Here is a 24,945-nt window from a genome sequence, read left to right on the forward strand (position 1 = left end):
GTCAGCCGGTCGTCCAGTCCGTCCCACGGGCCTGCTCCACCGCGAACGCCCCTGCCGGATAGGGGAGTTCGGCCGCCAGTGCCGCTGCCCGGTCGAACTCCTCGCGCGCCTCCCGTTCGCGGCCCAGCGCCGCGAGCGCCGCCGCATGTACCGTACGCGCCTCGGTCAACGACAGCCGCTCGCCGACCTCCTCGGCGCGTACGGTCTCCGCGGCCGCCAGCCGCACCGCCCGCTCCGGCTGTCCCGCCAGCAGCTCCGCCCAGGACAGCAGCGCGGCCGAGCCGGGGCCGCTCCCGCCGGTCAGCAGAGCGAGGGCCTCCTGCGGGCGGCCCTCGCGGACCAGGAGCTCCGCCTGCGCCGCCCGTACCTCGTGCACCGCCTGCCGGTCGCCCTGCGCCTCGGCCACCTCCCCCGCACGGGTCAGCAGCTCCGCCGCGCCCGACTCGCCGGCGCCCATCCGGACCCGGGCCAGCGCGGCCAGGGCGTACGGGGTGCACCACGTGGCTTGCTCGCCGGTCTCCCGCACCGCCGCCTGCGCATGTTCCCGCGCCTCGCCGAACTCCTGCAGCAACAGATGCAGTTCGGCGAGGTTCGCCCGCTCGAAGGCGACTGCCGTCGGATCCCCGGTGTGCTCGGCGAGCCGCAGCGCCCGCCGCCCGGAGGCGACCGCCTCGGCGAGCCGGCCCGACCGCCGGGCATGCTCGCGCAGTACGGAGAGGACGGTGGCCAGCAACTCCTGGTCGCCGTAAGCCTCGGCGTGCGGCAGTGCCAGATCGGCCGCCGGACGGGCCTGTGCGAACCGGCCCGCGAGCCCGAGCGAGGTCGCCTGCATCCCGAGGGCGCGGGCCAGCAGCCCCCGGCGTTCGCTGCCCGGTATGGCGTCTGCGGCTTCCTGCGCGGTACAGGCCGCGGCGTGTGCCGACTCGTACCGGCCGGTCACGAACCGCAGCACCGCCGCCGCCAGATGGTGGGTCGCGGCGGCCAGCGGCGGGGTGTTCGGACCGGGCGGATACGTGCGCAACAGGTCCTCGCCCTCGTCGGTGCCGCGGTACTTCACCAGCACCTCGGTCAGCCGGGCAGCCGCCAGCACCTGCCCGCCCTCGTCGCCGCGCCGCACCATGTCGTCGAGTGCCTCGCGCAGCACCGCCGCCGCCTCCTGGTAGCGGGCCATCCGGCGCAGCACGGCGCCCCGGTCGATCCTCGCCTGCGCCGCATCGGCGGCCAGCGCGTCGAGCCGGGCGGTCAGTTCGGCGTAGTAGCGGTCCGCGGTGTCGTTGGCGCACAAGGCTGCCGCCCGCTCGGCCGCCTGCCGCAGATAGTGGGTGGCCCGGGGGTCGTCGGCGCGAGTGAGATGTGAGGCGAGGGTGTCGACGGCGTCCGGCCTGCGCCGCAGCACCGCCTCCGCATACGCCGAGTGCAGCTGCCGGCGGCGGGCCGTGGACATCCCGTCGTAGCAGGTCAGCCGGACCAGCGGATGCCGGAAAGCGAGACCGGGCAGCGGCTGCCCGCCGACCACTACGGTCCGCTCCGCCACCACTGACGCCGAGACCGCCGCGTCCACGGCATCCGTCGCCTCGGCGGCCGACAGCGGCGGATGCAGTCCGTGCTCGGCGACGTCGAGGACCTCGGACAGCGCTGCGCCGCCGCCCGCCACAGAGACCGCCTCCACGACCCGCCGTGCCGCGGGCCCCAGCCGCGCCAACCGTGCCGCCACCAGCTGTCGTACGCCCTCGGGGGCGCTGAGCCGTGCCGGGTCGGTGCCCTCGTGGACCGAACGGGCCAACTCCAGGGCGAAGAGCGGATTGCCGAGCGACAGCTCCCAGACCCGGTCCACATCGGCCCCGGCCCCCGCGTCCCGTGCCACCGCCCGGCATGCGTCCCGGTTCAGTCGCCCCAACTCCACGGAACGGGCCAGCCCTTGGCGTACCAGGGTGTCCAGCACGGTGCGCCGGGGATCTGCGGCGGTCAGCTCCTCCGCCCGGTACGTCACGGCGAACCGCCAGTCCGTGCCGGTGGCCGATGCCCGCCGGGCCAGATGGCTGAGCAGCTGGTACGTTCCCGTGTCGGCGGCGTGCAGATCGTCCAGCACGAGCAGCACCGGCGAGGTCGCCGCCAGATCGCCCAGCAGTCCGGCCGCCGCCCGGAACAACCGGTCGCGCTCCTCCTCCGGGCTGCGTTCCGTGCCCATCCCGATCTGCCCCAGCGAGGGCAACAACGAGGCGAGTTCGGGGTATTCACCGCCGATTCCGGCCCGGTCGACGGGTGGCCGGTCGGCGAGCCAGGCATCCAGGGCCTCGACGAAGGCGCCGTACGGCGTGTGGCCCTCCGCGTCGTGGCCCGCGCCCCACAGCACGGTCGTCCCGGCCTCGGCCGCCCGCCGGGCCGCCTCCGCCGTGAGATGGGTCTTGCCCACGCCCGCCTCGCCGCCGACCAGGCGTACCGGCGGGCCGTTCGTGGCGAGCAGCAGCTCCAGGTCGGCGTCCCGGCCGCGCAGCGGGGCCGCGGGGGGTGTGCGGAGAGCTGCGGGCAGGACCGGGGCCGACGCCGCGCCCACCACTGTGGCCGCCGAGTCGAGGGCCAGGAGGTGGAGTTGCTCCGTTGCAGGGCTCGGGCGTACTCCCAGCTCCGCGTCCAGCGCCGCACGGCACACGTGGTACTGGCGCACCGCCTGTCGGCGCAGCCCCTGCCGCAGATACGCGTCGATGAGTACCCGATGAGCCCGCTCCTGGGCGGGCGCCGATGCCAGGACCCGCTGCGCGGCATCCGTGGCCGGCTCCGTCTCGCCGTCCGCGAGGTAGGCCTCCGCAAGGGCCAGCTGCACCCGCTCGCACAGTTCAGAGAGGCGCTCGCGCCGGGTCTCGGCCCAGGGCGCGTAGCGGTCCTCGGGCAGCAGCTCACCGGTGAATGCCGCGGCCGCCGCGGCCAGTTCGGCCGCACCACCCCCGGCGAGCGCGCGCTCGGCCAGGGTCTCGGCATGGTCCGCGTCGATCCACACCGTCCGGGGGTCCAGCGACAGGAGAGCCCCCTCGCCGGTCAGATACGACGACGCGGCGCGCGGTACGAGCTCGGGCTCGATGGCACGCCGCGCCGCGTGGAGCGCGACCCGCAGGCTGCCGAGCGCGGACTGAGGATCGGCATCCGGCCAGCAGATCTCCATCGCCTGCTCGCGGTGGAGTCGGTGTCCCGGGGAAACGGCGAGGAGTTTCACGAGAGCGCGCGCGCTCGGCCGTGGCCAGCGCTCGGCAAGTGGCGCGCCTCCGTCGCGTTCTATCCGGAACCCGCCGAAAAGGTGTACGCGCAGCAACGGCGGTATGTGCGGGGAGTGCTCGCCGTGGTCGGTGGTGTGCGCTGCGTTCATCAGGCAGTCACTGTAACCGCCGTTCCCGGGCAGCCCGAAGACCCCCGCGCCACCGTGCGCGGGGGTCTCCAAGGCCGGAATCTCCGGGGTTCCCCAGGTCAGGACCGGCTGATCGAGGCCACCGTCAGCCCGTGCAACTGGTCGTTCTGCTGGAGATAGCGCCCGCCCGCGAGTTCGATCGTACGGTCGTACCCGGTCTGATCCGCGCCGAGGCCGATGATCTCGTCGACGCCGTCACCGTCGAGGTCCGCCACCAGGGTGTTCTGGACCGCATACTTGTTGATCTTGGCCAGGTGGTCCGGGTAGTTGTGGCCCGCGGTGAGGACCGCCGGGTCCCAGAGGTAGATCGCGGCCTCGGTGCCGCCCACGATCAGCCGCCTGCCGCCGGGGCCCGTGCCGAACTCGGCCTGATGCAGCGTCGGCAGGGTGTACATGCTGTACTCCTTGTCGCCGCCCGCGTAGGTACGCAGCGCGGCCGTGCTCGCCAGCACCGCTCCCTCCTCGCCCGTGACCCAGTTGCCGGTGGTCCAGGCCCCGCCGCCGGTCGCGGTGTGCACGACCTTCCCGGTCCGCGCATCACGGAACTCGATCAGTGTGGTCCAGAAGTTGCCCTCCCTGACGATCCAGGAGTGCACGACCGCGTGCCCGTCCGCGTAGGGGATCCCCGGGTCGGCGAAGACACCGTGGTGCAGCTCCGCGGCGTAGATCCTGGTGTCGGCGTCACCGGTCCACTTCGGGGCGGCGGTCCAGAGCACCTTGCCGGACTTCCCGTCCAGCGCCATGCCGTCGACGACCGACGCGGCGGCGTCGAGAGCCCCGACCGTGCTGTACGAGGCGAAGACCCGGCCCTCGGCCACCGCCAGGTCGGAGAAGACCACTCCCGCGCCTTCGGGGGCGTACGACCAGAGCTGCTTCCCGTTGCCCTGGTACGCGCGGACCGCGTCCGTCGGTACGAGCACCTCGTCGGCGCCGTCGTGGTTCACATCGGCGACGGCCACCGAGCGGACGAACTGCCCCTTGCCGTCAATGGTCCGCAGGACCCGGCCCGTGCGCGCGTCGACGATCACGGTCGCGGAGTCCGCCGCGACGACCAGCTCGTCCCGCTTGCCGTCGCCGTCCGTGTCGGCCTGCACGATCTCGCCGTGCACCGCCCCGGGCAGGGTGGTCTTCCACAGCACCTCAGGCTTGCCCGCCGCCATCGACGGACCGTCGTACGCCCACAGGCCGTGCGACTGGCCGCCCGTCACGACGTCCTTCTTCTTGTCGCCGTTCACGTCCACGGCAACCGCGGCGGTCAGATCGCCCTGGAGCGGGGTGAGCGACGTCTGGCGGCCACCGTTCAGCCGGTAGCTGCGGATGTTCTGCTCGTTGTCGACCGTCCGTACCCGCCACTCGTTGCCCTCGCGGTACGGCTGGGCGTAGATCGGAGAAGCGACGGGGCCGCCCTGCTTCTCCCAGCTGACCCTGCCGTCACGCCCGTCGATGGCCGCGAGCCGTCCGTAACGCGTACCACCCGGGTTGGCGGCCGCATCCCTGTCCTGCAACGTGATGTAGGAGGCGAGCACCTGTCCGTCGACGATCTTCAGACCGAGTGCGGAGTCGCCGTCCTTGGAGTTGGACTCGTCCCGCTTGACGGTCCGCGACCACAGCTCGGACGCGTCCTTGCCGTCCAGCGCACGCACGGTCGAGGCATTGACCCAGAGGTACTCGTCGAGTGTGGCCTCGCTGACCGCGTACTCCGGCTTGGAGTCGCCGTTCAGGTTGCCCACCTGCAGGCCGAGCGCGAGGGCGTTGACCCGGGTGTCGAGGGTGGTGCGGGCCCCCGTCGCCGGGTCGTACACGGCGAGCTGGTACTGCACACCGTCGCGGTAGTCCGCCTGCTCGACGGCGACGAGCCGCTTCCGCACGGAGTCGTAGGCCAGCTGCCGTGAGTAGAGCGCCCCGTCGCTCTGCCACTTCACCGTGCCGTCGGCGGTGTCCAGGACCAGGGTGTGGCCCTCGGCGGCCGCCGTCGCGGTCCTGCGCTTGTTCCAGGAGACGGCGAGCAGCCCGCCGCCGAGCGCCGTGGTCGAGCCCCAGCGTCCGTCACGCTGCCCGGTCTCGTACGTCCAGGTGTCGGTAGGCGTCAGCTTCCCGTCGGCGTACGAGAAGCGGAAGCCCCGCAGGGTCGCCCTGGCATCCTTGGGGGCGTTGGGATTGGTGGACGGCTGGTCGCCGACGACGAGCGTGTCGCCGGCCAGGGTGACCTGCTGCGCGTCCGCGAAGATCCTGGTCCAGACCGTCTTGCCGGTCCTTCCGTCGAGGACGGTCACGAACGTGCCCGTGGAGAGCGTCGATCCGGGCACGGTGAACGGCCGGTACGGCGCATTGCCCACGTCCGCGGTGAAGACGATGTCCGCCACACCGTCGCCGGTGAGGTCGCCCGTCGTGTAGCCGCGGTCGGAGAAGTCGGCGGCCGGGGCGACTGCGTTGTAGCCCATGGTGATCCGGGCAGGGTAGGGCTCCACGTCCCAGGGGCGTGTGGGCCGGACCTGCCAGTCGGCGTACAGCGAGGCGTTGTCCCGCTTCCACACCGTCGTGCCGTCGTCCGTCAGGCGGGTGACGGTGCCCGCGCTGTGCACGGCGAGGTAGTCGCCGTGGCCGCCCGCCAGCTGTGTGGTGTCGGCCTGTCCCCGGTAGGTCTCCAGGTCGGAGCTCGCCTTGAGGGACAGGGTCCCGCCGGCCGACGTGTCGTCCGTGCCCGGCGAACTCTGCGACGAAAGAGAGGATGTGGATGCGGACTGCGGCGTGATCTGCTGCTCGCCGGCGAATGCGTCACCCTGGAGCCGCTTCTCCAGCCGGTCGGCCTGCGCGTCGGTGAGGACGCGCGGTCCGGCGCCGCGGTCGCTGTCGGCATGTGCCGCGGGTGTGGCGGTCAGCGCCAGCCCGGCCGCAATCAGGGCGGAGGCGAGCCGGACGGCCCGTCGTGAAGTGGAGGTCATGACGTCGCCTTCGAGGAGATACGGACGGCGGACTTGTCGGTGAGGACCGACTCGTTGAAGGAGTACTGCAGGGCGTCCGTACCGGCCTGGTTCTCGATGCCGATCGTCGCCTTCGCCCCGGTCTCGAGGGGAGCGGTGCCGATGGACTGGTACTGCAGGGTGATCGCACCGGTCGCCTCGTCGAAGACGGCCTCGAAGGTGACGCGCTGCGAGGTGTCGGAGGCGAATGCGACGTTCTCCCAGACGATGGCAAATGTCCGCGCGCCGGCCGTACCGTTCGTCGCCGTCTTCACGCTCGCCTTGGAGTCGACCGTCAGGTCGTCCCAGAAGGCGGCGACGATGCCGTTCGGCTTGGCGGCGCCGGGCAGGGCCGTGTTGGCGTAGTCGCCGAGGCGCGGCTCCAGGAAGTTGACCAGGCCATTGGTGGTGACAGCGGCGCTGGTGTACGTCACGCCGTAGAAGGTGACGGGGAAGGGCAGCGGCACCGTTTTGACGTTCTCGTCACCGGCCAGCGCGACCTTGGTCCTGCCGCTGACCCAGTTGTACGTCGCCGGGGCGCAGCTGTTGCCCGCCGCGTCCGTACGGTTCGGCAGCGCGGCCCGCAATGTTTTGTCGCCGTCCACCGTGACCGTCGTCGTCAGGACGCCGTTGCAGAGCACCGGAGCGGCGGGCGTCGCAGTCAGGGAGAACGAGCCCTCGGCGACCGACGGGAAGCGGAAGGCACCGTTGGAGTCACTGGTGATCGCTGCGAGTGGCGCGTCCGCGAACCGCACCGTGGCCCCCTTCAGCGGCTTGCCGGTGACATCCAGCACCGTGCCGGAGACGGCATGCGTCGATACGGCGTCCAGCGCGAGGTCCTTGGTGACCGTCTCGCCCGTGGTGACGGTGAAGCCGTCCTCGATGGCGGACGCGTAGCCGTAGCCGCTCACCGCCAGGGTGTACGTGCCCGCGGTGAGGTTCAGCTTGTACGTGCCGTCGGCCGCGGTCGTCACGGAGCGCTTGGCGGTGCCCGCCTGCGCCTTGACCGTGACGCCGGAGAGCGGCTTGCCGGTGGAGCTGTCGGTGACGGTGCCCGTCACCGTGGCGGCGCTGTGCGGGGCCGCGTCGACGGAGGCGAGGATGTCGAGCCTGCCCTCGCCCCAGACGTTGTTCATGTCGGCCGTGCCACCGCAGTGCGTGTCGTCGACATCGACCGCGCCGTCGTTCAGGATCGCCCGGGTCTCATCGATCTTCCCGATCAGGGAGGGGGCCGTCGACCACAACAGGGCGGCCGCACCGGCGACATGGGGTGTCGCCATCGACGTACCGCTGATGGCCTTGTACGTGTTACCCGGCCAGGTGGACCGGACGTTCACGCCGGGCGCCGAGATGTCGGGCTTGGCGGAGCCGTCGACCAGCGACGGGCCGAAGCCGGAGAAGCCCGCGATTTTTCCGTTCACGTCGTACGCGCCGACGCCGTACGACGGGGCCTGCGACCCCGGGGCGTGGGCCGTCGAACAGGTCGTACCGTCACCGTCGTTGCCCGCGGCGAACGCCTCGAAGATCCCGGCCGCGTTCCACGCCTCGACGATGTCCTGGTAGAACGTCGTGTCACCGCCGCCCCAGGAGTTGTTGACGATGTCCGGCGCCATTTCGGGCTTCGGGTTCTGCCCGTTGCGGTCGGTCGGCGCGAGGATCCACTGACCGGCCGCGAGCAGCGAGGAGTCCGAGCAGCTTCTGGACTCGCACCCCTTGGCGGCGATCCACTTGGCGCCGGGTGCGACGCCGACACCGCCGGCGCCGGCCATCGTGCCCATGGTGTGGGTGCCGTGACCGTTGTTGTCGCAGGGGACACCGCCGGTGCACTGGCCGGTCGGGTCGTACCAGTTGTAGTCGTGGCTGAACGTGCCGTCACCCAGGTTGCCCCGGTAGTTGCCGACCAGTGCCGGGTGGTCGTACTGCACACCCGAGTCGACGTTGGCGATGACGATGCCCTCGCCCCGGTCGTCGTACTGGGACCAGACCTGGTCCGCCCTGATGTCCTTGACGCCCCATTCGGCGGCGGTGGGGTCCGCGTCGGCCGCGGCATCCGTCACCGAGTTCTGCTCGATCCTGTCGAGGTGGTAGGTGCGCTCCTTGCGGATGCTCTTCACATCCGGGCGCTCGGCCAGCGCCGCGACGAGCTTCTCGTCGCCGGTCACCTTGAGCGCGTTGGCGATCCAGTACGACTGGTACCCCACCCGCTCCTTGTCGAGAAACGCCTGCAGGGATGCCTGGCTGGACGCGGCGTTCCTGCGCAGTGCGGAGAAGGCGGACCTGGCCTTGTCCGCGTGGTTGCGCCTGCCCTTGGCGGCCGACAGATCGGCCTGGGGCTTCAGCAGGACGAAGAACGTCGACTCCTTGCCGTGCCCGACGGTGTCGAGGACGGCGGAGTCGACCTTCGCGGTGACGGGACTCGGGTCCGTGGCGGGTTGCGCGAACGCGGGAGCGGGGCCGGTCAGTACGGCTGCGGCCGTCGTCGCGGCCGCGGCCCACGCGGCGGTTCTGCGCCGCGGGGTTCGGGGCAGATGCATCGGAGTGCTCCTCCATGGCTGGTACGGGGGAGCCCGCCGCGTTCCGGCTGTCAGGGGGAAGTACGGGAGGGGGCGGGCTGATCCGGGACGCTAGGAGGAGGCCGTTACTGACGAATTACTGAACCGCGTGACGAGGGGGTGTCCGACGGATCAGGGGCGGACAGGTCGCGGCCCCGGCCCTGTTCGGCATCGGCCGTGGGCTCGGTCCGTACGGCCTCGGCGAGTACCTCCGGACCAAGTCCCTCCAGTCCTGAACTCCCCCCTGTGCACCCCGATCGGCAGACCCGGACCCAGGAGCCGGTCCGTGGTCCGCGCCGCCGTACGGGCATCGACGGCGTCGGTCTCGCCGTGCTTCATCCGCCGCGGCGGGCCGCCCGGGTGAGGGCGGCCTGCTTCTCGTCAGCCTTGCCCGACCGCTTCTTCCCGGGGCCGGTCGGTTTCCTGGCGCTCCGTGTCATCTCGGCGTCCCTCCACCGGCTGCGCCGGACTGTTCCGCGTCCGTCCAGTCCGCGGACGCATGCGGGAGACCGCCACCCCGGCAAGACAGAGCAGGCCGCCGCCGACGGTGAGCAGCGCGGGCACCTCGTCCAGCAGCAGCCATGACATCAGCACCACCAGTGCGGGCACCGCATAGGTGGTGGCGCCCATCTTTCCGGCGGTGGTGCGCGCGAGGGCGTAGGCCCAGGTGGTGAAGGCGAGGGCGGTCGGGAAGATGCCCAGGTAGACCATGTTCAGGGTTGCGGAGAGCGGTGCGTCGGCCGCCTCGGAGACCAGCACACCGGAGAACGGCAGGCAGGCGACCGTACCGATCAGACAGCTGTATGCAGTGATCTGCAGGGCCGAGCCGTGCCGCAGCGCGGGCTTCTGGGTGACCACCCCGGCCGCGTACGCCACTGCCGCCAGCAGGCAGAGCGCCACCCCGAGCACCGATGAACCCCCGTCCCCCGACATGGAGATACCGACCACGACGGCACCGGAGAACGACACGGCCATGCCCATCACCAGCCTGCGCGGCAGCCCCTCGCCGAGCAGCCGGGCACCGAGCAGCGCGATCAGGATCGGGCCGATGTTCACGACCATGGCGGCCGTGCCCGCGTCGACCTGCTGCTCCCCCCAGTTGAGCACCACCATGTAGAGCCCGAACCAGAGCAGCCCGGACGCGATGATGCCCGGCCAGGCACCCCTGGACGGCAGCCCCTCGCGGCGTATGAGAAGGATCGCGCCGAGCATCAGCGAGCCTGCGAGCAGCCGGCCGAGGGCGAGTGCCCCGGGGGAGTACGCGTCGCCCGCGCTGCGGATGGAGACAAAGGCGGAGGCCCACAGGATCACGCTCGTGCACGCTGCGGCAATCGCCCGCCAGTCACGGCTTTCGGGCAGGCCGGCCGTCGCCGAGGAGGCCGGTACGGGTGTCGTCGTCATGGGCCGACTGTAAGCGGGGAACGGTTCGGTCCTCACCGAATTGTTTCCGGCTCGATCCCGAGGAGTTCGTGCAGCGCCCGCTCCCCGTCCGCGGTCGCCTTCACGGCCCGCCCGGAGCCGATCCGTACGCACCACCCGGTGTCCAGGGCGTGCCTGCACAGCGCGGCGCCCGCGGTCCCCGCCAGGTGCGGCCGGCGCTCCGTCCAGTCCAGGCAGCCGCGTACGAGCGGACGCCGGGTCCCGGTGTCCAGCCCGATACCCAGCGCCCCGAACCAGCCCAGGCCCGCGTCGGTGAGTGCGAAGCCGGTGTCCTGGCGCAGCAGTTCCCGTACGGTCATCGCGTCCGCGATGGCGATGCCGATCCGGCCGGCGAGATGGTCGTAGCAGGTGCGTCCGCGGGCCAGCGCGCTGCTGGTGCTCGCCGCCCGCAGCGTTCGCGGCCGTTCCCTGTCGCCGTTCGCGGCCTGCGCGGCGAGGTCCTCGACGAGTTGGGCGATGCGTTCGTCGGCGAGCCGCACATAGCGGTGGCGGCCCTGCCGCTCCTCGGTGAAGAGCCCGCCGGCGACGAGCTTCCCCAGGTGTTCGCTGGCGGTCGACGGTGCGACCGAGGCGTACCGCGCCAGTTCACCCGCGGTCCAGGCACGCCCGTCGAGCAGAGCCAGACAGAACGAGGCGCGGGTCTCGTCGGCGAGGAGCGCGGCCAGGGCGGCGAGGCGGGGCGCGGCGGGGTCGTGGGGTGCCATGAACCCAGCATGGGTCAGGAACGCTTCGGCGTGGGCCGAACCGTGGCCGCGGGCGCCCGCTGCTCGTACTGCAGGGCGAGACCGTCGAGGATCGCCCGCAGCCCGGTCTCGAAAGCGCCCTCGTCGACCTTCTGGCGGCGGTCGGCCAGCAGATGGGCCTGGCCGAGGTGCGGGTAGTCGGCGGGGTCGTACACCGTCTCGTCGTCCAGGAAACCGCGTGCGAACGAGCCCAGCGCCGAGCCCGTGACGAAGTACCGCATCAGTGCGCCGATGTACGTGGCCTGGGCCGGCGGCCAGCCCGCGCGGACCATGCCGCCGAAGGCCGCGTCGGCGACCCGCAGCCCGGCCGGACGTCGGCCGGGGCCCTGGGCCAGCACCGGGACGATGTGCGGGTGCGCGGCGAGCGCCGCACGGTAGGAGACCGCCCAGTCGTGCAGGGCGGTGCGCCAGTCGCGGCAGTCGTCCTCGTCGAACATCGACAGGTCGACCTGAGCGGAGACGGAGTCCGCGACCGCGTCCAGGATCTCGTCCTTGTTGCGGAAGTGGTTGTAGAGAGAAGGCCCGCTGACCCCGAGTTCGGCCGCGAGCCGACGGGTGGAGACGGCTTCGAGTCCCTCGGAGTCCACCAGGGCGCCCGCCGCCTCGACGATGCGGTCTCGGCTGAGGAGGGGCTTGCGCGGTCGGGCCATGCCGCACATAGTAGGGCCTGCGAACTAAAAACTAGCAGTGTTAATTAAAAGCGGGAGTACCGCAGGATGGTCCTGGGGCTCAGCGAGGAGCTGTGCGCTGACGGGAGTCTCCGCCTTCTGTGCCGTTCCGCTCGAACGGGCGACTGGGTACGGGACTGAGTACGCGGACGGATGTGGCGGGCGCCGCGGCGGCCGAAGCTGTCCCCATGAATGAGACGACATCGGTCAAGCAGCAGAGCACCGCGGCCTTCTACGGTCAGGCCGTCGCATCTTTCGGGGTGGCGATGGGCGCGGTGACCCTCGGCATCTACTTCCTCGACGCGAACGTCTGGGTGCGGGGCTTCCTCGCCATCGGTGTCCTGTACCTCGTCACGTCCTGCTTCACCCTCGCCAAGGTCATCCGCGACCGCCAGGAGGCGGGGCAGATCATCAGCCGGGTCGACCAGGCCCGGCTGGAGAAGATCCTCGCGGAGCACGACCCCTTCCAGAAGCTCTGACGATCTCATCAGCTCTGACGATCTCATCCGCGCCCTAAGCGCTTGCTCAGGTTCGGGTATGGTGTTCATCCTGCTGAACGGAAGGGGTCGGTGACGATGAGCACGGCGGAGGAGACCGGCGGCGAGAGCTCGCCGTGGGGCGAGGTGACGCCCGAGGCGGCCAGGCGGCTCCTCGTCGCGGCCGTCGACGCCTTCGCCGAGCGCGGGTACCACGCGACCACCACCCGTGACATCGCGGGCCGCGCCGGGATGAGTCCTGCCGCGCTCTACATCCACTACAAGACGAAGGAAGAGCTGCTCCATCGGATCAGCCGGATCGGTCACGACCGCGCCCTGTTGCTCCTGGAGACGGCCGCCGACAGTGGCGGCACGGCGTCCGAGCGGCTCGCGGACGCCGTACGGTCCTTCGTTCGCTGGCATGCCGAGCGGCACACCACCGCCCGCGTGGTCCAGTACGAACTCGACGCCCTGAGCGAGGAACACCGCACCGAGATCGTCGCCCTGCGCAGGAAGAGCGATGCGGTGATCCGCCGGATCATCAGCGAGGGCGTGCAGGCGGGGGAGTTCGATGTCCCCGACATCCCGGGGACCACGCTCGCCGTGCTCTCGCTCTGCATCGACGTGGCGCGCTGGTTCAGCGCGCAGGGGAGCCGTACGCCGGACAAGGTCGGCGATCTCTACGCCGACCTTGTCCTGCGCATGGTCGCGGCCCAGCGCTCACGGCCTGCCCAAGGATAGGGCTGCCCTGTCATCCCGGGCGGATCGGAGCGCGACGCGTCGGATCGGTGCATCGCGAGGCGGAGGGGCGTCCCCGTGCCGGGTGTATTCGGGCGTTCCGGCAGCGCGGCGAGGTGCCGCAGCTGTCCTTGTGCGCCTGCCGGGGATGGCGCCGCAGGGCATCTCAGAAGTAGTAGCGCGACACCGACTCGGCGACGCAGACCGGCTTGTCGCCGCCCTCGCGCTCGACCGTGACGGCCGCGGTGACCTGGACGCCGCCGCCCGCCTCCTCGACATCCTTGAGGACGGCCGTCGCGCGCAGCCGGGAGCCCACCGGCACGGTGGACGGGAAACGGACCTTATTGGTCCCGTAGTTGATGCCCATCTTCATGCCCTCGACCCGCATGACCTGCGGCACCAGCGCCGGGAGCAGTGAGAGCGTCAGATAGCCGTGCGCGATCGTCGTGCCGAACGGGCCGGCCGCGGCCCGCTCCGGGTCGACATGGATCCACTGGTGATCCCCGGTCGCCTCGGCGAACAGGTCGATCCTCTTCTGGTCGATCTCCAGCCACTCGCTGTGACCCAGTTGCTCGCCCACCCCGTCGCGCAGCTCCTGCGCGGACGTGAAGATCCTCGGCTCTGACATGTCCCTGGTCCTGCCTTCCCGCTCTCGACCGTCCATCGTCATCCGTAGTCTGTCTAAGCGCTTGCTCAGCATGGTTGGGTGGGTGCGCTCCTGTCAACGACGGACCGGCGCGGCGGCGGGCACGTAGGGTTGGAGGGGTGCCCCAGATCCCACAGACACTCCATGAACTCACGGTCGGCCAGCTCTCCGCGCGCAGCGGCGCCGCCGTTTCGGCCCTGCACTTCTATGAGGCGAAGGGTCTGATCAGCAGCCGCCGCACCAGCGGCAACCAGCGGCGCTACAGCAGGGACGCACTGCGCAGGGTCGCCTTCGTCCGTGCGGCGCAGCGGGTCGGCATACCGCTGGCCACGATCCGGGATGCGCTGGCCGAACTTCCCGAGGAGCGCACCCCGAACCGCGACGACTGGGCGCGGCTGTCCGAGGCGTGGCGCTCCGAACTGGACGAACGGATCAAGCAGCTGGGACGGCTGCGCGACCATCTGACCGACTGCATCGGCTGCGGCTGTCTGTCGTTGGAGACGTGTGTGCTCTCCAACCCGAACGACATCTCCGGCGACACGATCAGCGGTTCGCGCCTGATGCCGGAGCGCCGCTCGGCGGCCTGTTCATAGGAAGCGTCCGCGGGGCCGGGGGTGCGCCGCCGTTGCGTCGCCACCGGCCCCTTCATGCCGCCGATGCCAGGTCCCCCGGTCGGGACCGCCGCGCTCTCGCCAGTGCACCCGATGTCAGTACGGGCCGTGGGACCACGATTCCGCAGCCCGTGCAGACCGGGCCCGACCATGGCTCGCAGCCCAGGTCCTGACGCCAGGCGATCCCGGTTTCCGCGCACACCGGGCACGCCGTGCCGGGCTGCGCCTCCAGGGCCGAGACCAGCCGGCTCAGCACCTCGGGGAGCGGCGCGGCCGGGTGGGCCGCCGGATCCGCGCAGAGTGCCACCCCGTTCCCGCCCCAGATGTGCCGGTGCCAGTCGTCCAGGGCGGCCGGCCGGCGCAGCCCCTCGCGCTTCTCCCGCTTGCGGCGCTCGGCGAACCCGGCCTCGTACCGGAGCCAGACGGCCCGCGCCGCCTCCAGCTCCTCCAGTGCGCGCACCAGTCGCACGGGGTTGGGGGACCGGTCCTCCGGCTCCATCGTGTGCCGGGTGCACAAGTGGTCCCAGGTCGCCCGGTGACCGTAGGGGGCGAACCTCTCCAGGCACTTGCGCAGCGAGTACCGCCGCAGCGCCAGGTCGCCCCGCGGATCGCGGACCTGTCTCGCAAGACTCCGGAAACCGGCCATCGCACTGCCACCTCCGTCGCTCGTACTTCGGCGTCAAGGTATGGACGTACGAGTGGCCGTTTCGGCTCCATCGAAAGGCGATTCGCGTCCATTGGTTGAGATACCCCACTTCGGGCGGTACCTGGACACGACGTTGAGCGGCGGCATGTGGCGATTCCGCGGGACCGGTCCACCGGGCGGGCCCGCACTCCCGGGCCCGCCCGGCTCACCTCACCGGTACTGCAGGTACTCCTTCCGCACCGCCCGGAACGCGGCAAGATCTGCTTCCCACGCCCCGACCACCTCATCCGTGTCCGCCCCCGCATCGATCATCGTGCGGACCCGCGTATTGCCGGTGAGCTTGTCGATCCAGTTGTCCGGGCGCCAGGCGAACCCGCTCCACGTCCGCTTCGCCGTCACCAGCAGCGCGATCCCCGTGCGCACCGGATCGAACATCTCCCGGTCCTGGACATGCAGCTGTACCCCGCCGACCGTCTTCCCCTGGAACTTGGAGAACGTCGGGGCGAAGTACGCCTCGCGGAAAGCGACTCCGGGCAGGTCGAGGGCGTTCGCGGCCGCCGCCCACCGGTGGTCGATCCCCTCCGCGCCGAGGAGTTCGAACGGCCGGGTCGTCCCCCGCCCCTCGGACAGGTTCGTACCCTCGAACAGGCAGGTGCCCGAGTACACCAGCGCCGTGTCGGGCGTCGGCATGTTGGGGCTCGGCGGCACCCACGGCAGACCGGTGCCGTCGAAGAAGTCCGCGCGCCGCCATCCCGACATCTTCACGATGTCCAGTTCGACCGGCCGCGCGGCCAGGAACTCCGAGTTGAAGAGCAGCGCCAGCTCGGTGACCGTCATGCCATGGGCCTGCGCGATCTCCCGGCGCCCCACGAAGGTCGAGAACGCCGGTTCGAGGACCGGCCCCAGCGCGGCCCGCCCGGTCACCGGGTTCGGCCGGTCCAGGACGACGAACCGCTTGCCCGCGAGCGCCGCCGCCTCCATGCAGTCGTAGAGCGTCCAGATGTACGTGTAGAAGCGCGCGCCCGCGTCCTGGATGTCGAAGACGACGGTGTCCACGCCGGATGCGGTGAAGACATCGGCGAGCGGCTTTCCGCTCTTCAGATACGTGTCGTAGACGGGGAGTCCGGTTGCCGGGTCGTCGTACCGCCCCTCCGAGCCGCCCGCCTGCGCCGTGCCGCGGAAGCCGTGCTCGGGGCCGAAGACCGCGACCAGGTTCACACGCTCGTCCGGGTGCATCACATCGACGATGTGGCGCACGTCGGACGTGATTCCCGTCGGGTTGGTGACGATCCCGACCTTCTGTCCCTTCAGCAGCGCATAGCCGTCTGCCGCCAGCCGGTCGAAGCCGGTACGGACCCGATTGCGTCCGGAGCCCTGCCCCGTGCCGGGGAGGGGGCCTGCGGCCGCGCTCCCGGTTCCGGCAGCCGTCGCCGCAAGGGCTCCCACTGCACCACCGGCGGCAAGCAAACCACGTCTGGACAGGCTCATTCGGCTACCTCCATGATCGCTCCGACTGTCATGGTCACGCACGCTAGCGCGCACATAGGGCCGCATGGAATGAGGCGGACGAGAGCGGTGTGACAGGAGTGGCGACAAGCTGCCGGCCGGACCCTTCCCCGAGGACATACCGACTGGTTAGTCTGCGGAGGTATTCGGCTGAGAGAGGCGGAACCCGATGAGTACGGTGCAGGGCGCGGGCGTAGTGGTCACGGGGGCCGGGGGCGGCATCGGTGCCGCTCTGGCCCGCAGATTCGCCGCTGAAGGCGCCAGGGTCGTCGTCAACGACCTCGACGGGAGCCGCATCAAGGCGCTCGCCGAGCAGATCGGAGGCGCCGCCGTCGCCGGAGACGCCTCGCAGATCGTGGACGCCGCCCGGGACGCGCTGGACGGCACCGTCGACATCTACTGCGCCAACGCCGGTCTCGCCTCGCCCGGTGACGTCTTCGCCGACGAGGAGGTCTGGGCCGCGGCCTGGGACGTCAATGTGATGGCCCATGTCCGTGCGGCCAGGGTGCTGCTCCCGGACTGGCTGGAGCGCGGCAGCGGCCGGTTCGTCACCACCGCGTCCGCCGCCGGACTGCTGACGATGATCGGTGCCGCGCCGTACAGCGTCACCAAGCACGGCGCAGTCGCCTTCGCCGAATGGCTCTCGCTGACCTACCGCCACCGGGGCATCAAGGTTCATGCGATCTGCCCGCAGGGCGTGCGTACGGACATGCTCACCGCCGCCGGTTCGGCCGGCGAGCTGGTTCTCGCCCCCAGCGCCATCGAGCCGGAGGATGTCGCCGACGCCCTCTTCGACGCCATGGCGGAGGACCGCTTTCTCGTCCTGCCGCATCCCGAGGTCGCCGGGTACTACCGGGCCCGCACCAAGGACACCGACCACTGGCTCAGCAATATGAACCACCTCCAGCAGAAGTGGGAGGAGACCGGCGCATGACAGCGGGCGGACGTGCCGGGCGGCGCGACGGGGCAAAGCCTGCCGAGAGGGGCACCGGATCCTGACCGAACTTCCCAGGATGGCAAGTGGGAAGATCCTCAGGCGGGAAATGCGTTCCCGGCAGTAGAACGTGTGCGACTTCATTACGGAAAGGCAGGTGGCGGCCATGGCCAGAACGACGGACGGGAACGACGCCCCCGTCCCTCAGCGGCTGCTGGCCGCCGCCACCCGGCTCTTCGCCGAGCAGGGCTACGACCGGACGTCGGTCCAGGAGATCGTCGAGGCGGCAGGCGTCACGAAGGGCGCCCTCTACCACTACTTCGGCTCCAAGGAGGATCTCCTCCAGGAGGTCTACTCCCGGGTGCTGCGACTCCAGCAGGAACGCCTCGACGCGTTCGCGGACGCGGAGGCGCCGGTCGAGCAGCGGTTGCGGGACGCGGCGGCGGACGTGGTCGTCACGACGATCGAGAACCTCGACGACGCGGCGATCTTCTTCCGCTCGATGCACCATCTGAGCCCGGAGAAGAACAAGCAGGTACGGGCGGAGCGGCGCCGCTACCACGAGCGGTTCCGGGCGCTGGTGGAGGAGGGGCAGCGGAGCGGGGTGTTCTCCACGGCGACGCCGGCGGATCTTGTGGTGGACTACCACTTCGGATCGGTGCACCACCTGTCGACGTGGTACCGCCCGGACGGTCCGCTGAGCCAGCAGGAGGTCGCGGACCACTTGGCGGATCTGCTGCTGCGCGCGCTGCGCCCCTGACGCCGGATCAGAGGCGAGGGAGCGGCAGCCGCCCGGCCGGCTCCGGGTTCCCGGGTGCGGTCCGACTCCATCCACGGGCCGGACGGGCAGATGCTCGGCCCGTCCGGCTCCGGAGGACATGGTGCGGCCGCGGCCCGCGCCGCCCCGCTACACGTACCGCTTGATCTCGCGCCGCGCCAGCGACCGCTGATGCACCTCGTCCGGTCCGTCCGCCAGCCGCAGCGTCCGCGCCCCCGCCCACAGTTCCGCCAGCGGGAAGTCCTGGCTCACACCGCCCGCGCCGTGCAACTGCACCGCCTGGTCGAGGATGTCGACCACCGCACGCGGGGTGGCGATCTTGATGGCCTGGATCTCCGTGTGCGCCCCCCGGTTGCCCACCGTGTCCATCAGCCATGCCGTCTTCAGCACCAGCAGCCGCAGCTGTTCCACCGTGACCCGCGCGTCCGCGATCCAGTTCTGCACGACGCCCTGCTGCGCGAGCGGCTTGCCGAAGGCCGTACGGGACACCGCCCGCCTGCACATCAGCTCGATGGCCCGCTCGGCCATTCCGATCAGCCGCATGCAGTGGTGGATCCGGCCCGGACCCAGGCGCGCCTGGGCGATGCCGAAGCCGCCGCCCTCTTCGCCGATCAGGTTCGTCGCGGGCACCCGCACATCGGTGAACACGACCTCCGCGTGACCGCCGTGGTAATGGTCCTCGTACCCGTACACCTGCATGGCGCGCCGCACTTCGACGCCGGGCGTGTCGCGCGGGACGAGGATCATCGACTGCTGGCGGCGGATGTCGGCGCCGTCCGGGTCCGTCTTGCCCATCACGATGAAGATCCGGCAGTCCGGATTCATCGCCCCGGAGATGTACCACTTGCGGCCGTTGATCACGTAGTCTCCGCCACCCTCGGCTTCCCCCGAGCGGGAGGTGCCCCCTTCATCGCGCGTGATCCGCGTCTCGATGTTGGTCGCGTCCGATGAGGCCACCTCGGGCTCCGTCATGGCGAAGGCCGACCGGATCTCCCCGGCGAGCAGCGGCTCCAGCCACTGCTTCTTCTGCTCGTCCGTGGCGAACTGCAGCAGCACCTCCATGTTGCCCGTGTCCGGCGCCGCGCAGTTGAGCGCGGTCGGAGCCAACTGCGGGGAACGGCCGGTGATTTCGGCGAGCGGTGCGTACTGGAGGTTGGTCAGCCCGGCACCGTGCTCCGCGTCCGGCAGGAAGAGGTTCCACAGACCCTGCCTGCGCGCCTCGGCCTTGAGGTCCTCGACGATCTGCGGGGTGTCCCACGGGGAGGCGAGCAGTGCCCGCTGCTCGTGCGCGATCGTCTCGGCCGGGTACACGTGCTCGTCCATGAAGGTGAGCAGCTTGGTGCGCAGCTCTTCCGTACGGGCGTCGAATGCGAAGTCCATGGGGTGATCAGCCTTCCTGGAGGGTCGTGAGGCCGTGCTCGATGAAGACGGGGACGAGATCGCCGATGCGGTCGAAGCCGGCGCCGACGGTCTGACCGAGGGTGTGGCGGTAGTGGATGCCCTCCAGGATCACGGCGAGCTTGAACCACGCGAACGCCGTGTACCAGGAGACGGCGGAGGTGTCCCGGCCGGAGCGGGCCGCGTAGCGCTCGATCAGTTCGGCGGGCGTGGGGTGGCCGGCCGCTCCGCTGGTGGTCGATACTGGGGACGTGGGCAGACCCAGGTCGGAGCTGTACATGACCAGCAGACCGAGGTCGGTCAGCGGGTCGCCGAGCGTCGACATCTCCCAGTCGAGGACGGCCTTGATCCGGTCGTCGGAGCCGATCAGTACGTTGTCCAGGCGGTAGTCGCCGTGGATGACGGTGGGCGCGGGGGAGACGGGCAGTTCGCGCCCGAGCGCGGCGTGCAGCTCGTCGATACCGGGCAGTTCGCGGTTGCGGGAGGCGTCGAGCTGCTTGCCCCAGCGGCGCAGCTGCCGGTCGAGGAACCCCTCGGGGCGCCCGAAGTCGCCGAGCCCCACCGGCTCCGGGGCCACGGAGTGCAGTTCCACCAGCGTGTCGACCAGGCCCAGGACGACTTCGCGGGTGCGCTCGGCACCGAGCGGGGCGAGCTGCTCGGCGGTGCGGTACGGGGTCCCTTCGACGTACTCCATGACGTAGAAGGGCGATCCGATGACGGAGTCGTCCTCGCAGAGCAGCAGCGGCCCGGGCACCGGCACGGCCGTCGGATGCAGCGCGCTGATGACACGGTGCTCACGCTTCATGTCGTGCGCGGTGGCGAGGACATGGCCGAGCGGAGGCCGGCGGACGACCCAGTGGCCCGTACCGTCCGTGACGATGTACGTCAGGTTGGAGCGGCCGCCCTCGACGAGCCGGGCTTCGAGCGGTTCGTTCACCAGACCCGGCCGCTCGCGGTCGAGATGTCCGCGGAGCCGGTCCAGGTCGAGACCTGGCAGATGGACTGAGCTCATCGTGCGCACCTCCGGGGTGAAAAGACGTCGGTGCTCATGATGCCGACCAGTCGGTATGTCGTCCAGTGAACCCCCGGAATCCGGTGCGTGGACTCCGTGCCGAGTGGGTCGGAACCCGGACGCTATTCGCATCCCTGAACAGGGTTCACGTAGGAATACGGCGCTGTCGATCGACCAAGACCGACCGGCATATGGAGGGAGAGAAGGTGCGGCCCGCTGCCGTCAACCCGGTCGACTGGAAGGCAAGCGAGGGCCACCTCCGGTCCGGACCGGAGGCCGTTCGTCCGCTGGAGCAGGCCGCCGACGGCCAGGGGTTCGACGAGGAGGAACGCACCCGCGGAAAGATCGTCGTCACCGCCCCCCGGGACAACTGACCGGCGCACTCCTCAGAAGATCACCGCCACGGCGAACACCGCGAGCGCGATCGTGCACGCGGCCGCCGTCAGGGCGCTGCGCGGTGCCAGTGGCTGCGGCCGCGCGGTCCCCATCTTCAGCACCCGCCGGTGCGCCACCCGCAGGAACGCAAGCCAGGCCAGTGCGCTCAGCGACACGGCGACGATCCCGGCCGGGGTCGCACCCCCGTGCAGCGCCGCCTTGCCCGCCAGCAGTGCCACCACCGTGCAGGACAAGGTGGTGCGCCGCCACGCCAGCCGGGTCCGCTCGGGCTGCAGTCCGGGGTCCCGCTCCTCGGCGGTCATCGGCCCTCCCAGCCGAAGAGGACCACCACCACCATCGCGACGGCGACGACGGCGACAGCGATGCTGAGCAGCGTCGGGAACCGGGAGACCGGCAGGTCCTCGCCGCGCCGCATCGCCCGCTCGCACTGCACCCAGTGGTTGACCGCCCGCAGGGAACAGAACACGCCGGCGGCGAGCAGTGCGAGCGCCAGCCCCACCCTGACCCCCCAGGCCAGTCCCGGCAGGAACTGGTCGACGGCGAAACCGCCGCCGATGAGCGCAAGAGCCGTCCGGATCCAGGCGAGGAAGGTGCGCTCGTTGGCGAGTGAGAAACGGTAGTCGGGGGTATCGCCTTCTTCACGGATCCGCAGCGGCGTAAACCACAGCTTCACACCTTGTACGAACTCTTTCACGCCCGAACCTTATCGATCACTGTGTCGCCGGCTGTCCGCCGGAGCGTGGCCTGCCCGGTACTCCCGCAGTCGGCGGTACGTCTCCAGACCGTCCGGCACCCACTCCCAGTCGCCGAGCCGCTCCGCCAGTTCGCCATCGGTGAGGAAGGTGTGCCAGGCGACCTCCTCCACCTGCGGGTTCACCGGAAGCTCGCACCGCACCTGGTAGACGTACGACCACCAGGTGTGCTTTCCGCCGGTGTAGAGGAACTTGAAGAGCGGTTCGGGACGGGGGAGCCCGGAGACCCCGAGCTCCTCCTCGGCCTCCCGCAGCGCCGCCTCGTCGTACGACTCGCCGGCGCCGACCACCCCACCGACGAACATGTCGTAGTGCGAGGGAAAGACCAGCTTGGTCGCGGTCCTGCGGTGCACGAAGAGACGGCCTTCGGCGTCCCGGGCCTCGATGAAGACGCAGCGATGGCGCAGGCCCCGCGCGGTCGCCTCACCGCGCGAGGCCTGCCCCACGACCTCGTCGTTCTCGTCGACGATGTCCAGGATCTCGTCAGCAGCAGTCATGCCGCCCATCCAACCTCAGGCCCCGGCCGCCCGTCAGTACGACTGGAGGCTGCGCCTGCGGTGATGGTGGCCGCGCCCCTCCGGCATCGCCGGATGCAGCCCCAGCAGCATGATCCCGACGACGATCGCCGTCAGACCCGTCGCCTGCCAGGCCAGCGCGGCCGCGTCGGTGCGCAGCTGGTCGCCGAGGAACCCGACCCCGCAGGCGATCCCGGCCAGCGGCTGGGCGGCGGTCAGCGCGGGCAGCGACGTCCGCAGCGGCCCCGTCTCGAAGGCGCTCTGCACCAGGATCAGACCCGTCACGCCCAGCACCACCACCGCGTACGGCTGCCAGCCCGTCACCAGTGCCGTCCACCCCCCGTCCGACAGCCGCTGTCCGCTCACCCGGGTCAGCGCGTCCTGGAGGCCGTACAGCAGCCCGGCCGCCACTGCGAGCAGAGCGGGGGCAGCTCCGTGCTGCGAGCGCTTCGCGAACGTGGTCAGCGCCATGGCTATGCCCACGACCACACCGATCACCAGCCAGTGCCGCAGCTCGTTCGTGACCACCTCGCCACCCTGCGGCCGGCCTCCCAGCAGGAAAGCGGTGACCCCGCCGGCCAGCAGCCAGAGCCCCGCCCAGCCCTGCCGGCCCAGCCGCTGCCCGGTGCGATGGCGCGACAGAGCCATCGCGAAGAGCAGATTGGTCGCCAGCAGCGGCTCGACGACGGACACCTCGCCCTTGCCCAGCGCCAGTGCCCCCAGCGCCATGCCGCAGACCATCAGTCCGATCCCGGCCAGCCAGCTCGGCACCCGCATCAGGTCGAGCAGCAGCCGGGGGGAGAGGAAGTCGCTCCTCGGGGCGTGCTCGGCAGCGGCCTGCTGCAGGACGAAGCCGAATCCCAGACAGCAGGCAGCGCTCACGGCAAGTACGAGGACCAGCACCGACCCGCTTCCCTTCCTCAAGTCCGGCCAGGGGAGGGTGATTTGTTTCGACGATAGCGCCTCGGTGGCAGGGGCGCGGCCGGAGCGCCGCCGACCGGGCGGTTGACGCCGCACCGGCCGGTGCCCAAGATCTGACGCACGAGTAACTTCCGGTTCGCTCCGGCCCGCCCCGACAAGGATGGAACCCATGGCGTACGACGCTGATGTGATCGTGATCGGGGCAGGACTCGCGGGTCTCGTGGCCACCGCCGAGCTCGTCGACGCGGGCCGCACGGTGATCCTGCTCGACCAGGAGCCCGAGCAGTCGATCGGCGGTCAGGCGCACTGGTCCTTCGGCGGTCTCTTCCTCGTCGACTCCCCCGAGCAGCGCCGCATGCGGATCAAGGACAGCCAGGAGTTGGCCCTTCAGGACTGGCTCGGCACGGCGGGGTTCGACCGCAAGGAGGACCACTGGCCACGGAAGTGGGCCGAGGCGTACGTCGATTTCGCGGCCGGGGAGAAGCGGTCCTGGCTGCACGCCCAGGGGCTGCGGATCTTCCCCGTTGTCGGCTGGGCCGAACGCGGCGGTTACGGCGCGACCGGCCACGGCAACTCGGTACCCCGTTTCCACATCACCTGGGGCACCGGCCCCGGCGTCGTCGCTCCGTTCGAACGCCGGGTCCGCGAGGGCGTCACCAGGGGGCTTGTCCGGCTGAGGTTCCGCCACCGGGTCACCGGTCTCGGCCGCACCGCGGGCGCTGTCGACACCGTGACCGGCGAAGTCCTCGAACCGAGCGGCGCCGAGCGCGGTACGGCGAGCAGCCGCGAGGCGACCGGCACCTTCGAGCTGAAGGCACAGGCGGTGATCGTCACCTCCGGCGGCATCGGCGGCAACCATGACCTCGTCCGCGCCCAGTGGCCCGAGCGGCTCGGCACCCCGCCCGCGAAGATGCTCTCCGGGGTGCCCGCCCATGTCGACGGGCTGATGCTCGGGATCACCGAGGAGGCGGGCGCCCACCACATCAACCGCGACCGGATGTGGCACTACACCGAGGGCATCGAGAACTGGAACCCGATCTGGGCCAAGCACGCCATCCGGATCCTGCCGGGCCCCTCCTCGCTCTGGCTGGACGCCCGCGGCAAGCGGCTGCCGGTCCCGCTTTTCCCCGGCTTCGACACGCTCGGCACCCTCGAGCACATCATGAAGTCCGGCCACGACTACACCTGGTTCGTTCTCGACCAGAAGATCATCGGGAAGGAGTTCGCGCTCTCCGGCTCCGAGCAGAACCCCGACCTGACCGGGAAGTCGGTCCGTGACGTGATCGGCCGGGCGCGCGCCGACGTGCCGGGCCCGGTCAAGGCGTTCATGGACAATGGCGTGGACTTTGTCGTCGAGAAGGACCTCGACGCGCTGGTCCGCGGCATGAACGCGCTCACCGGCGAGCAGCTGATCGACGCGGACGCACTGCGCCGCGAGATCACCGCCCGGGACCGCGAGATCGCCAACCCGTTCACCAAGGATCTCCAGATCACGGCGGTCCGCGGGGCCCGCGCCTATCTGGGCGACAGGCTGATCCGTACGGCGGCACCGCACCGCATCCTCGACCCGAAGGCCGGCCCGCTGATCGCCGTGCGGCTGAACATTCTCACCCGCAAGTCGCTCGGCGGACTGGAGACGGACCTCTCGTCGCGGGTGCTGACCGAGGACGGCACGCCGCTCGCCGGTGTGTACGCGGCGGGGGAGGCGGCCGGATTCGGCGGCGGAGGGGTGCACGGCTACCGCTCGCTCGAAGGGACGTTCCTCGGCGGCTGCATCTTCTCCGGGCGGGTGGCGGGCCGCGCCGCGGCAGAGGCGGTCGGCGCCTGAGGGGTGTCCGCATCCGGCCGGATCGGGG

22 protein-coding genes are annotated in these 24,945 nt (G+C 71.0%); 7 read left to right on the forward strand and 15 right to left on the reverse strand.

The features are described from left to right. Position 1: 1 nt before the first annotated feature. The 6 genes from ACNPQM_RS14465 to ACNPQM_RS14490 form a co-directional block, all read right to left on the reverse strand. Complete coding sequence (locus ACNPQM_RS14465; protein ID WP_418084292.1) at positions 2–3,358, reverse strand: ATP-binding protein; 3,357 nt, start codon at positions 3,356–3,358, stop codon at positions 2–4. Positions 3,359–3,456: 98 nt separating this feature from the next. Continuing rightward, a complete protein-coding gene (locus tag ACNPQM_RS14470; protein WP_418084293.1) occupies positions 3,457–6,339 on the reverse strand; it encodes a hypothetical protein in 2,883 nt (960 codons plus the stop codon). After that, on the reverse strand, positions 6,336–8,891 hold the full coding sequence (locus tag ACNPQM_RS14475; RefSeq protein WP_418084294.1) for a S8 family serine peptidase: 2,556 nt from the start codon (positions 8,889–8,891) through the stop codon (positions 6,336–6,338). The genes ACNPQM_RS14470 and ACNPQM_RS14475 overlap by 4 nt, the downstream gene beginning before the upstream one ends. Before the next feature lie 399 nt (positions 8,892–9,290). Continuing rightward, positions 9,291–10,310: a DMT family transporter gene (locus tag ACNPQM_RS14480; protein ID WP_418084295.1), complete on the reverse strand. Its 1,020-nt coding sequence runs from the start codon at positions 10,308–10,310 to the stop codon at positions 9,291–9,293. Positions 10,311–10,342: 32 nt separating this feature from the next. Further along, a complete protein-coding gene (locus tag ACNPQM_RS14485; protein WP_418084296.1) occupies positions 10,343–11,053 on the reverse strand; it encodes an ArsR/SmtB family transcription factor in 711 nt (236 codons plus the stop codon). A 14-nt stretch (positions 11,054–11,067) separates the two neighbouring features. Further along, positions 11,068–11,742 (reverse strand): TetR/AcrR family transcriptional regulator, encoded by a 675-nt coding sequence (locus ACNPQM_RS14490; protein ID WP_418084297.1) that lies wholly within the window; start codon positions 11,740–11,742, stop codon positions 11,068–11,070. Between the two features lie 206 nt (positions 11,743–11,948). On the opposite strand from ACNPQM_RS14490, the gene ACNPQM_RS14495 reads away from it, so the two are divergent. Continuing rightward, the gene (locus ACNPQM_RS14495; protein WP_358858104.1) at positions 11,949–12,239 is read left to right on the forward strand and encodes a YiaA/YiaB family inner membrane protein; all 291 of its coding nucleotides are present in this window, start codon (positions 11,949–11,951) and stop codon (positions 12,237–12,239) included. 96 nt (positions 12,240–12,335) lie between these two features. Next, positions 12,336–12,977 (forward strand): TetR/AcrR family transcriptional regulator, encoded by a 642-nt coding sequence (locus tag ACNPQM_RS14500; protein WP_418084298.1) that lies wholly within the window; start codon positions 12,336–12,338, stop codon positions 12,975–12,977. A gap of 163 nt (positions 12,978–13,140) precedes the next feature. Here ACNPQM_RS14500 and ACNPQM_RS14505 read toward each other — a convergent pair whose 3' ends face one another. After that, on the reverse strand, positions 13,141–13,602 hold the full coding sequence (locus ACNPQM_RS14505) for a MaoC family dehydratase (protein WP_358858102.1): 462 nt from the start codon (positions 13,600–13,602) through the stop codon (positions 13,141–13,143). Between the two features lie 137 nt (positions 13,603–13,739). On the opposite strand from ACNPQM_RS14505, the gene soxR reads away from it, so the two are divergent. After that, a complete protein-coding gene (gene soxR / locus ACNPQM_RS14510) occupies positions 13,740–14,213 on the forward strand; it encodes a redox-sensitive transcriptional activator SoxR (protein ID WP_358858101.1) in 474 nt (157 codons plus the stop codon). Between the two features lie 52 nt (positions 14,214–14,265). Here soxR and ACNPQM_RS14515 read toward each other — a convergent pair whose 3' ends face one another. Continuing rightward, on the reverse strand, positions 14,266–14,877 hold the full coding sequence (locus ACNPQM_RS14515) for a hypothetical protein (protein ID WP_358858100.1): 612 nt from the start codon (positions 14,875–14,877) through the stop codon (positions 14,266–14,268). A 210-nt stretch (positions 14,878–15,087) separates the two neighbouring features. Then, positions 15,088–16,365, reverse strand: a complete 1,278-nt coding sequence (locus tag ACNPQM_RS14520; protein ID WP_418084299.1) for an exo-beta-N-acetylmuramidase NamZ domain-containing protein — start codon at positions 16,363–16,365, stop codon at positions 15,088–15,090. 187 nt (positions 16,366–16,552) lie between these two features. Here ACNPQM_RS14520 and ACNPQM_RS14525 point away from each other — a divergent pair, with 187 nt between their 5' ends. Together ACNPQM_RS14525 and ACNPQM_RS14530 are read left to right on the forward strand one after the other, a co-directional pair. Further along, a complete protein-coding gene (locus ACNPQM_RS14525) occupies positions 16,553–17,317 on the forward strand; it encodes an SDR family oxidoreductase (RefSeq protein WP_418084300.1) in 765 nt (254 codons plus the stop codon). A 166-nt stretch (positions 17,318–17,483) separates the two neighbouring features. After that, on the forward strand, positions 17,484–18,077 hold the full coding sequence (locus tag ACNPQM_RS14530; RefSeq protein ID WP_358858097.1) for a TetR/AcrR family transcriptional regulator: 594 nt from the start codon (positions 17,484–17,486) through the stop codon (positions 18,075–18,077). A 147-nt stretch (positions 18,078–18,224) separates the two neighbouring features. Here ACNPQM_RS14530 and ACNPQM_RS14535 read toward each other — a convergent pair whose 3' ends face one another. Continuing rightward, entirely contained in the window at positions 18,225–19,475 is a 1,251-nt protein-coding gene (locus ACNPQM_RS14535) for an acyl-CoA dehydrogenase family protein (RefSeq protein ID WP_418084301.1), read from the reverse strand. A 7-nt stretch (positions 19,476–19,482) separates the two neighbouring features. Next, entirely contained in the window at positions 19,483–20,505 is a 1,023-nt protein-coding gene (locus ACNPQM_RS14540; RefSeq protein WP_418084302.1) for a phosphotransferase family protein, read from the reverse strand. Between the two features lie 191 nt (positions 20,506–20,696). On the opposite strand from ACNPQM_RS14540, the gene ACNPQM_RS14545 reads away from it, so the two are divergent. After that, positions 20,697–20,879: a hypothetical protein gene (locus ACNPQM_RS14545; protein ID WP_418084303.1), complete on the forward strand. Its 183-nt coding sequence runs from the start codon at positions 20,697–20,699 to the stop codon at positions 20,877–20,879. A gap of 12 nt (positions 20,880–20,891) precedes the next feature. On the opposite strand, the gene ACNPQM_RS14550 is transcribed toward ACNPQM_RS14545, so the two are convergent. The 4 genes from ACNPQM_RS14550 to ACNPQM_RS14565 are packed head-to-tail and all read right to left on the reverse strand — an operon-like array spanning position 20,892 to position 23,092. Further along, on the reverse strand, positions 20,892–21,203 hold the full coding sequence (locus ACNPQM_RS14550) for a DUF202 domain-containing protein (protein ID WP_358858093.1): 312 nt from the start codon (positions 21,201–21,203) through the stop codon (positions 20,892–20,894). Next, the gene (locus ACNPQM_RS14555) at positions 21,200–21,595 is read right to left on the reverse strand and encodes a YidH family protein (protein WP_418084304.1); all 396 of its coding nucleotides are present in this window, start codon (positions 21,593–21,595) and stop codon (positions 21,200–21,202) included. The genes ACNPQM_RS14550 and ACNPQM_RS14555 overlap by 4 nt, the downstream gene beginning before the upstream one ends. Before the next feature lie 9 nt (positions 21,596–21,604). Next, a complete protein-coding gene (locus tag ACNPQM_RS14560; protein ID WP_358858091.1) occupies positions 21,605–22,150 on the reverse strand; it encodes an NUDIX domain-containing protein in 546 nt (181 codons plus the stop codon). 33 nt (positions 22,151–22,183) lie between these two features. Then, complete coding sequence (locus ACNPQM_RS14565) at positions 22,184–23,092, reverse strand: DMT family transporter (RefSeq protein WP_418084305.1); 909 nt, start codon at positions 23,090–23,092, stop codon at positions 22,184–22,186. A gap of 166 nt (positions 23,093–23,258) precedes the next feature. Here ACNPQM_RS14565 and ACNPQM_RS14570 point away from each other — a divergent pair, with 166 nt between their 5' ends. Beyond that, positions 23,259–24,917: an FAD-binding dehydrogenase gene (locus tag ACNPQM_RS14570; RefSeq protein WP_358858089.1), complete on the forward strand. Its 1,659-nt coding sequence runs from the start codon at positions 23,259–23,261 to the stop codon at positions 24,915–24,917. The last annotated feature ends 28 nt before the right edge of the window (positions 24,918–24,945 follow it).

Origin of the sequence: Streptomyces sp. NPDC056231 (assembly GCF_048270745.1) — a bacterium.
GTDB lineage: Bacteria > Actinomycetota > Actinomycetes > Streptomycetales > Streptomycetaceae > Streptomyces.

Bases quoted from the DNA above. Each gene is read 5' to 3' on its own strand.
- ACNPQM_RS14560 (WP_358858091.1), bottom strand. From the start codon at position 22,150: ATGACTGCTGCTGACGAGATCCTGGACATCGTCGACGAGAACGACGAG.
- ACNPQM_RS14550 (WP_358858093.1), bottom strand. From the start codon at position 21,203: ATGACCGCCGAGGAGCGGGACCCCGGACTGCAGCCCGAGCGGACCCGG.
- ACNPQM_RS14535 (WP_418084301.1), bottom strand. From the start codon at position 19,475: ATGGACTTCGCATTCGACGCCCGTACGGAAGAGCTGCGCACCAAGCTG.
- ACNPQM_RS14490 (WP_418084297.1), bottom strand. From the start codon at position 11,742: ATGGCCCGACCGCGCAAGCCCCTCCTCAGCCGAGACCGCATCGTCGAG.
- ACNPQM_RS14480 (WP_418084295.1), bottom strand. From the start codon at position 10,310: ATGACGACGACACCCGTACCGGCCTCCTCGGCGACGGCCGGCCTGCCC.
- ACNPQM_RS14505 (WP_358858102.1), bottom strand. From the start codon at position 13,602: ATGTCAGAGCCGAGGATCTTCACGTCCGCGCAGGAGCTGCGCGACGGG.
- ACNPQM_RS14495 (WP_358858104.1), top strand. From the start codon at position 11,949: ATGAATGAGACGACATCGGTCAAGCAGCAGAGCACCGCGGCCTTCTAC.
- ACNPQM_RS14525 (WP_418084300.1), top strand. From the start codon at position 16,553: ATGAGTACGGTGCAGGGCGCGGGCGTAGTGGTCACGGGGGCCGGGGGC.
- ACNPQM_RS14530 (WP_358858097.1), top strand. From the start codon at position 17,484: ATGGCCAGAACGACGGACGGGAACGACGCCCCCGTCCCTCAGCGGCTG.
- ACNPQM_RS14520 (WP_418084299.1), bottom strand. From the start codon at position 16,365: ATGAGCCTGTCCAGACGTGGTTTGCTTGCCGCCGGTGGTGCAGTGGGA.
- ACNPQM_RS14570 (WP_358858089.1), top strand. From the start codon at position 23,259: ATGGCGTACGACGCTGATGTGATCGTGATCGGGGCAGGACTCGCGGGT.
- ACNPQM_RS14485 (WP_418084296.1), bottom strand. From the start codon at position 11,053: ATGGCACCCCACGACCCCGCCGCGCCCCGCCTCGCCGCCCTGGCCGCG.
- ACNPQM_RS14545 (WP_418084303.1), top strand. From the start codon at position 20,697: ATGGAGGGAGAGAAGGTGCGGCCCGCTGCCGTCAACCCGGTCGACTGG.
- ACNPQM_RS14540 (WP_418084302.1), bottom strand. From the start codon at position 20,505: ATGAGCTCAGTCCATCTGCCAGGTCTCGACCTGGACCGGCTCCGCGGA.
- ACNPQM_RS14500 (WP_418084298.1), top strand. From the start codon at position 12,336: ATGAGCACGGCGGAGGAGACCGGCGGCGAGAGCTCGCCGTGGGGCGAG.
- ACNPQM_RS14470 (WP_418084293.1), bottom strand. From the start codon at position 6,339: ATGACCTCCACTTCACGACGGGCCGTCCGGCTCGCCTCCGCCCTGATT.
- ACNPQM_RS14515 (WP_358858100.1), bottom strand. From the start codon at position 14,877: ATGGCCGGTTTCCGGAGTCTTGCGAGACAGGTCCGCGATCCGCGGGGC.
- ACNPQM_RS14465 (WP_418084292.1), bottom strand. From the start codon at position 3,358: ATGAACGCAGCGCACACCACCGACCACGGCGAGCACTCCCCGCACATA.
- ACNPQM_RS14475 (WP_418084294.1), bottom strand. From the start codon at position 8,891: ATGCATCTGCCCCGAACCCCGCGGCGCAGAACCGCCGCGTGGGCCGCG.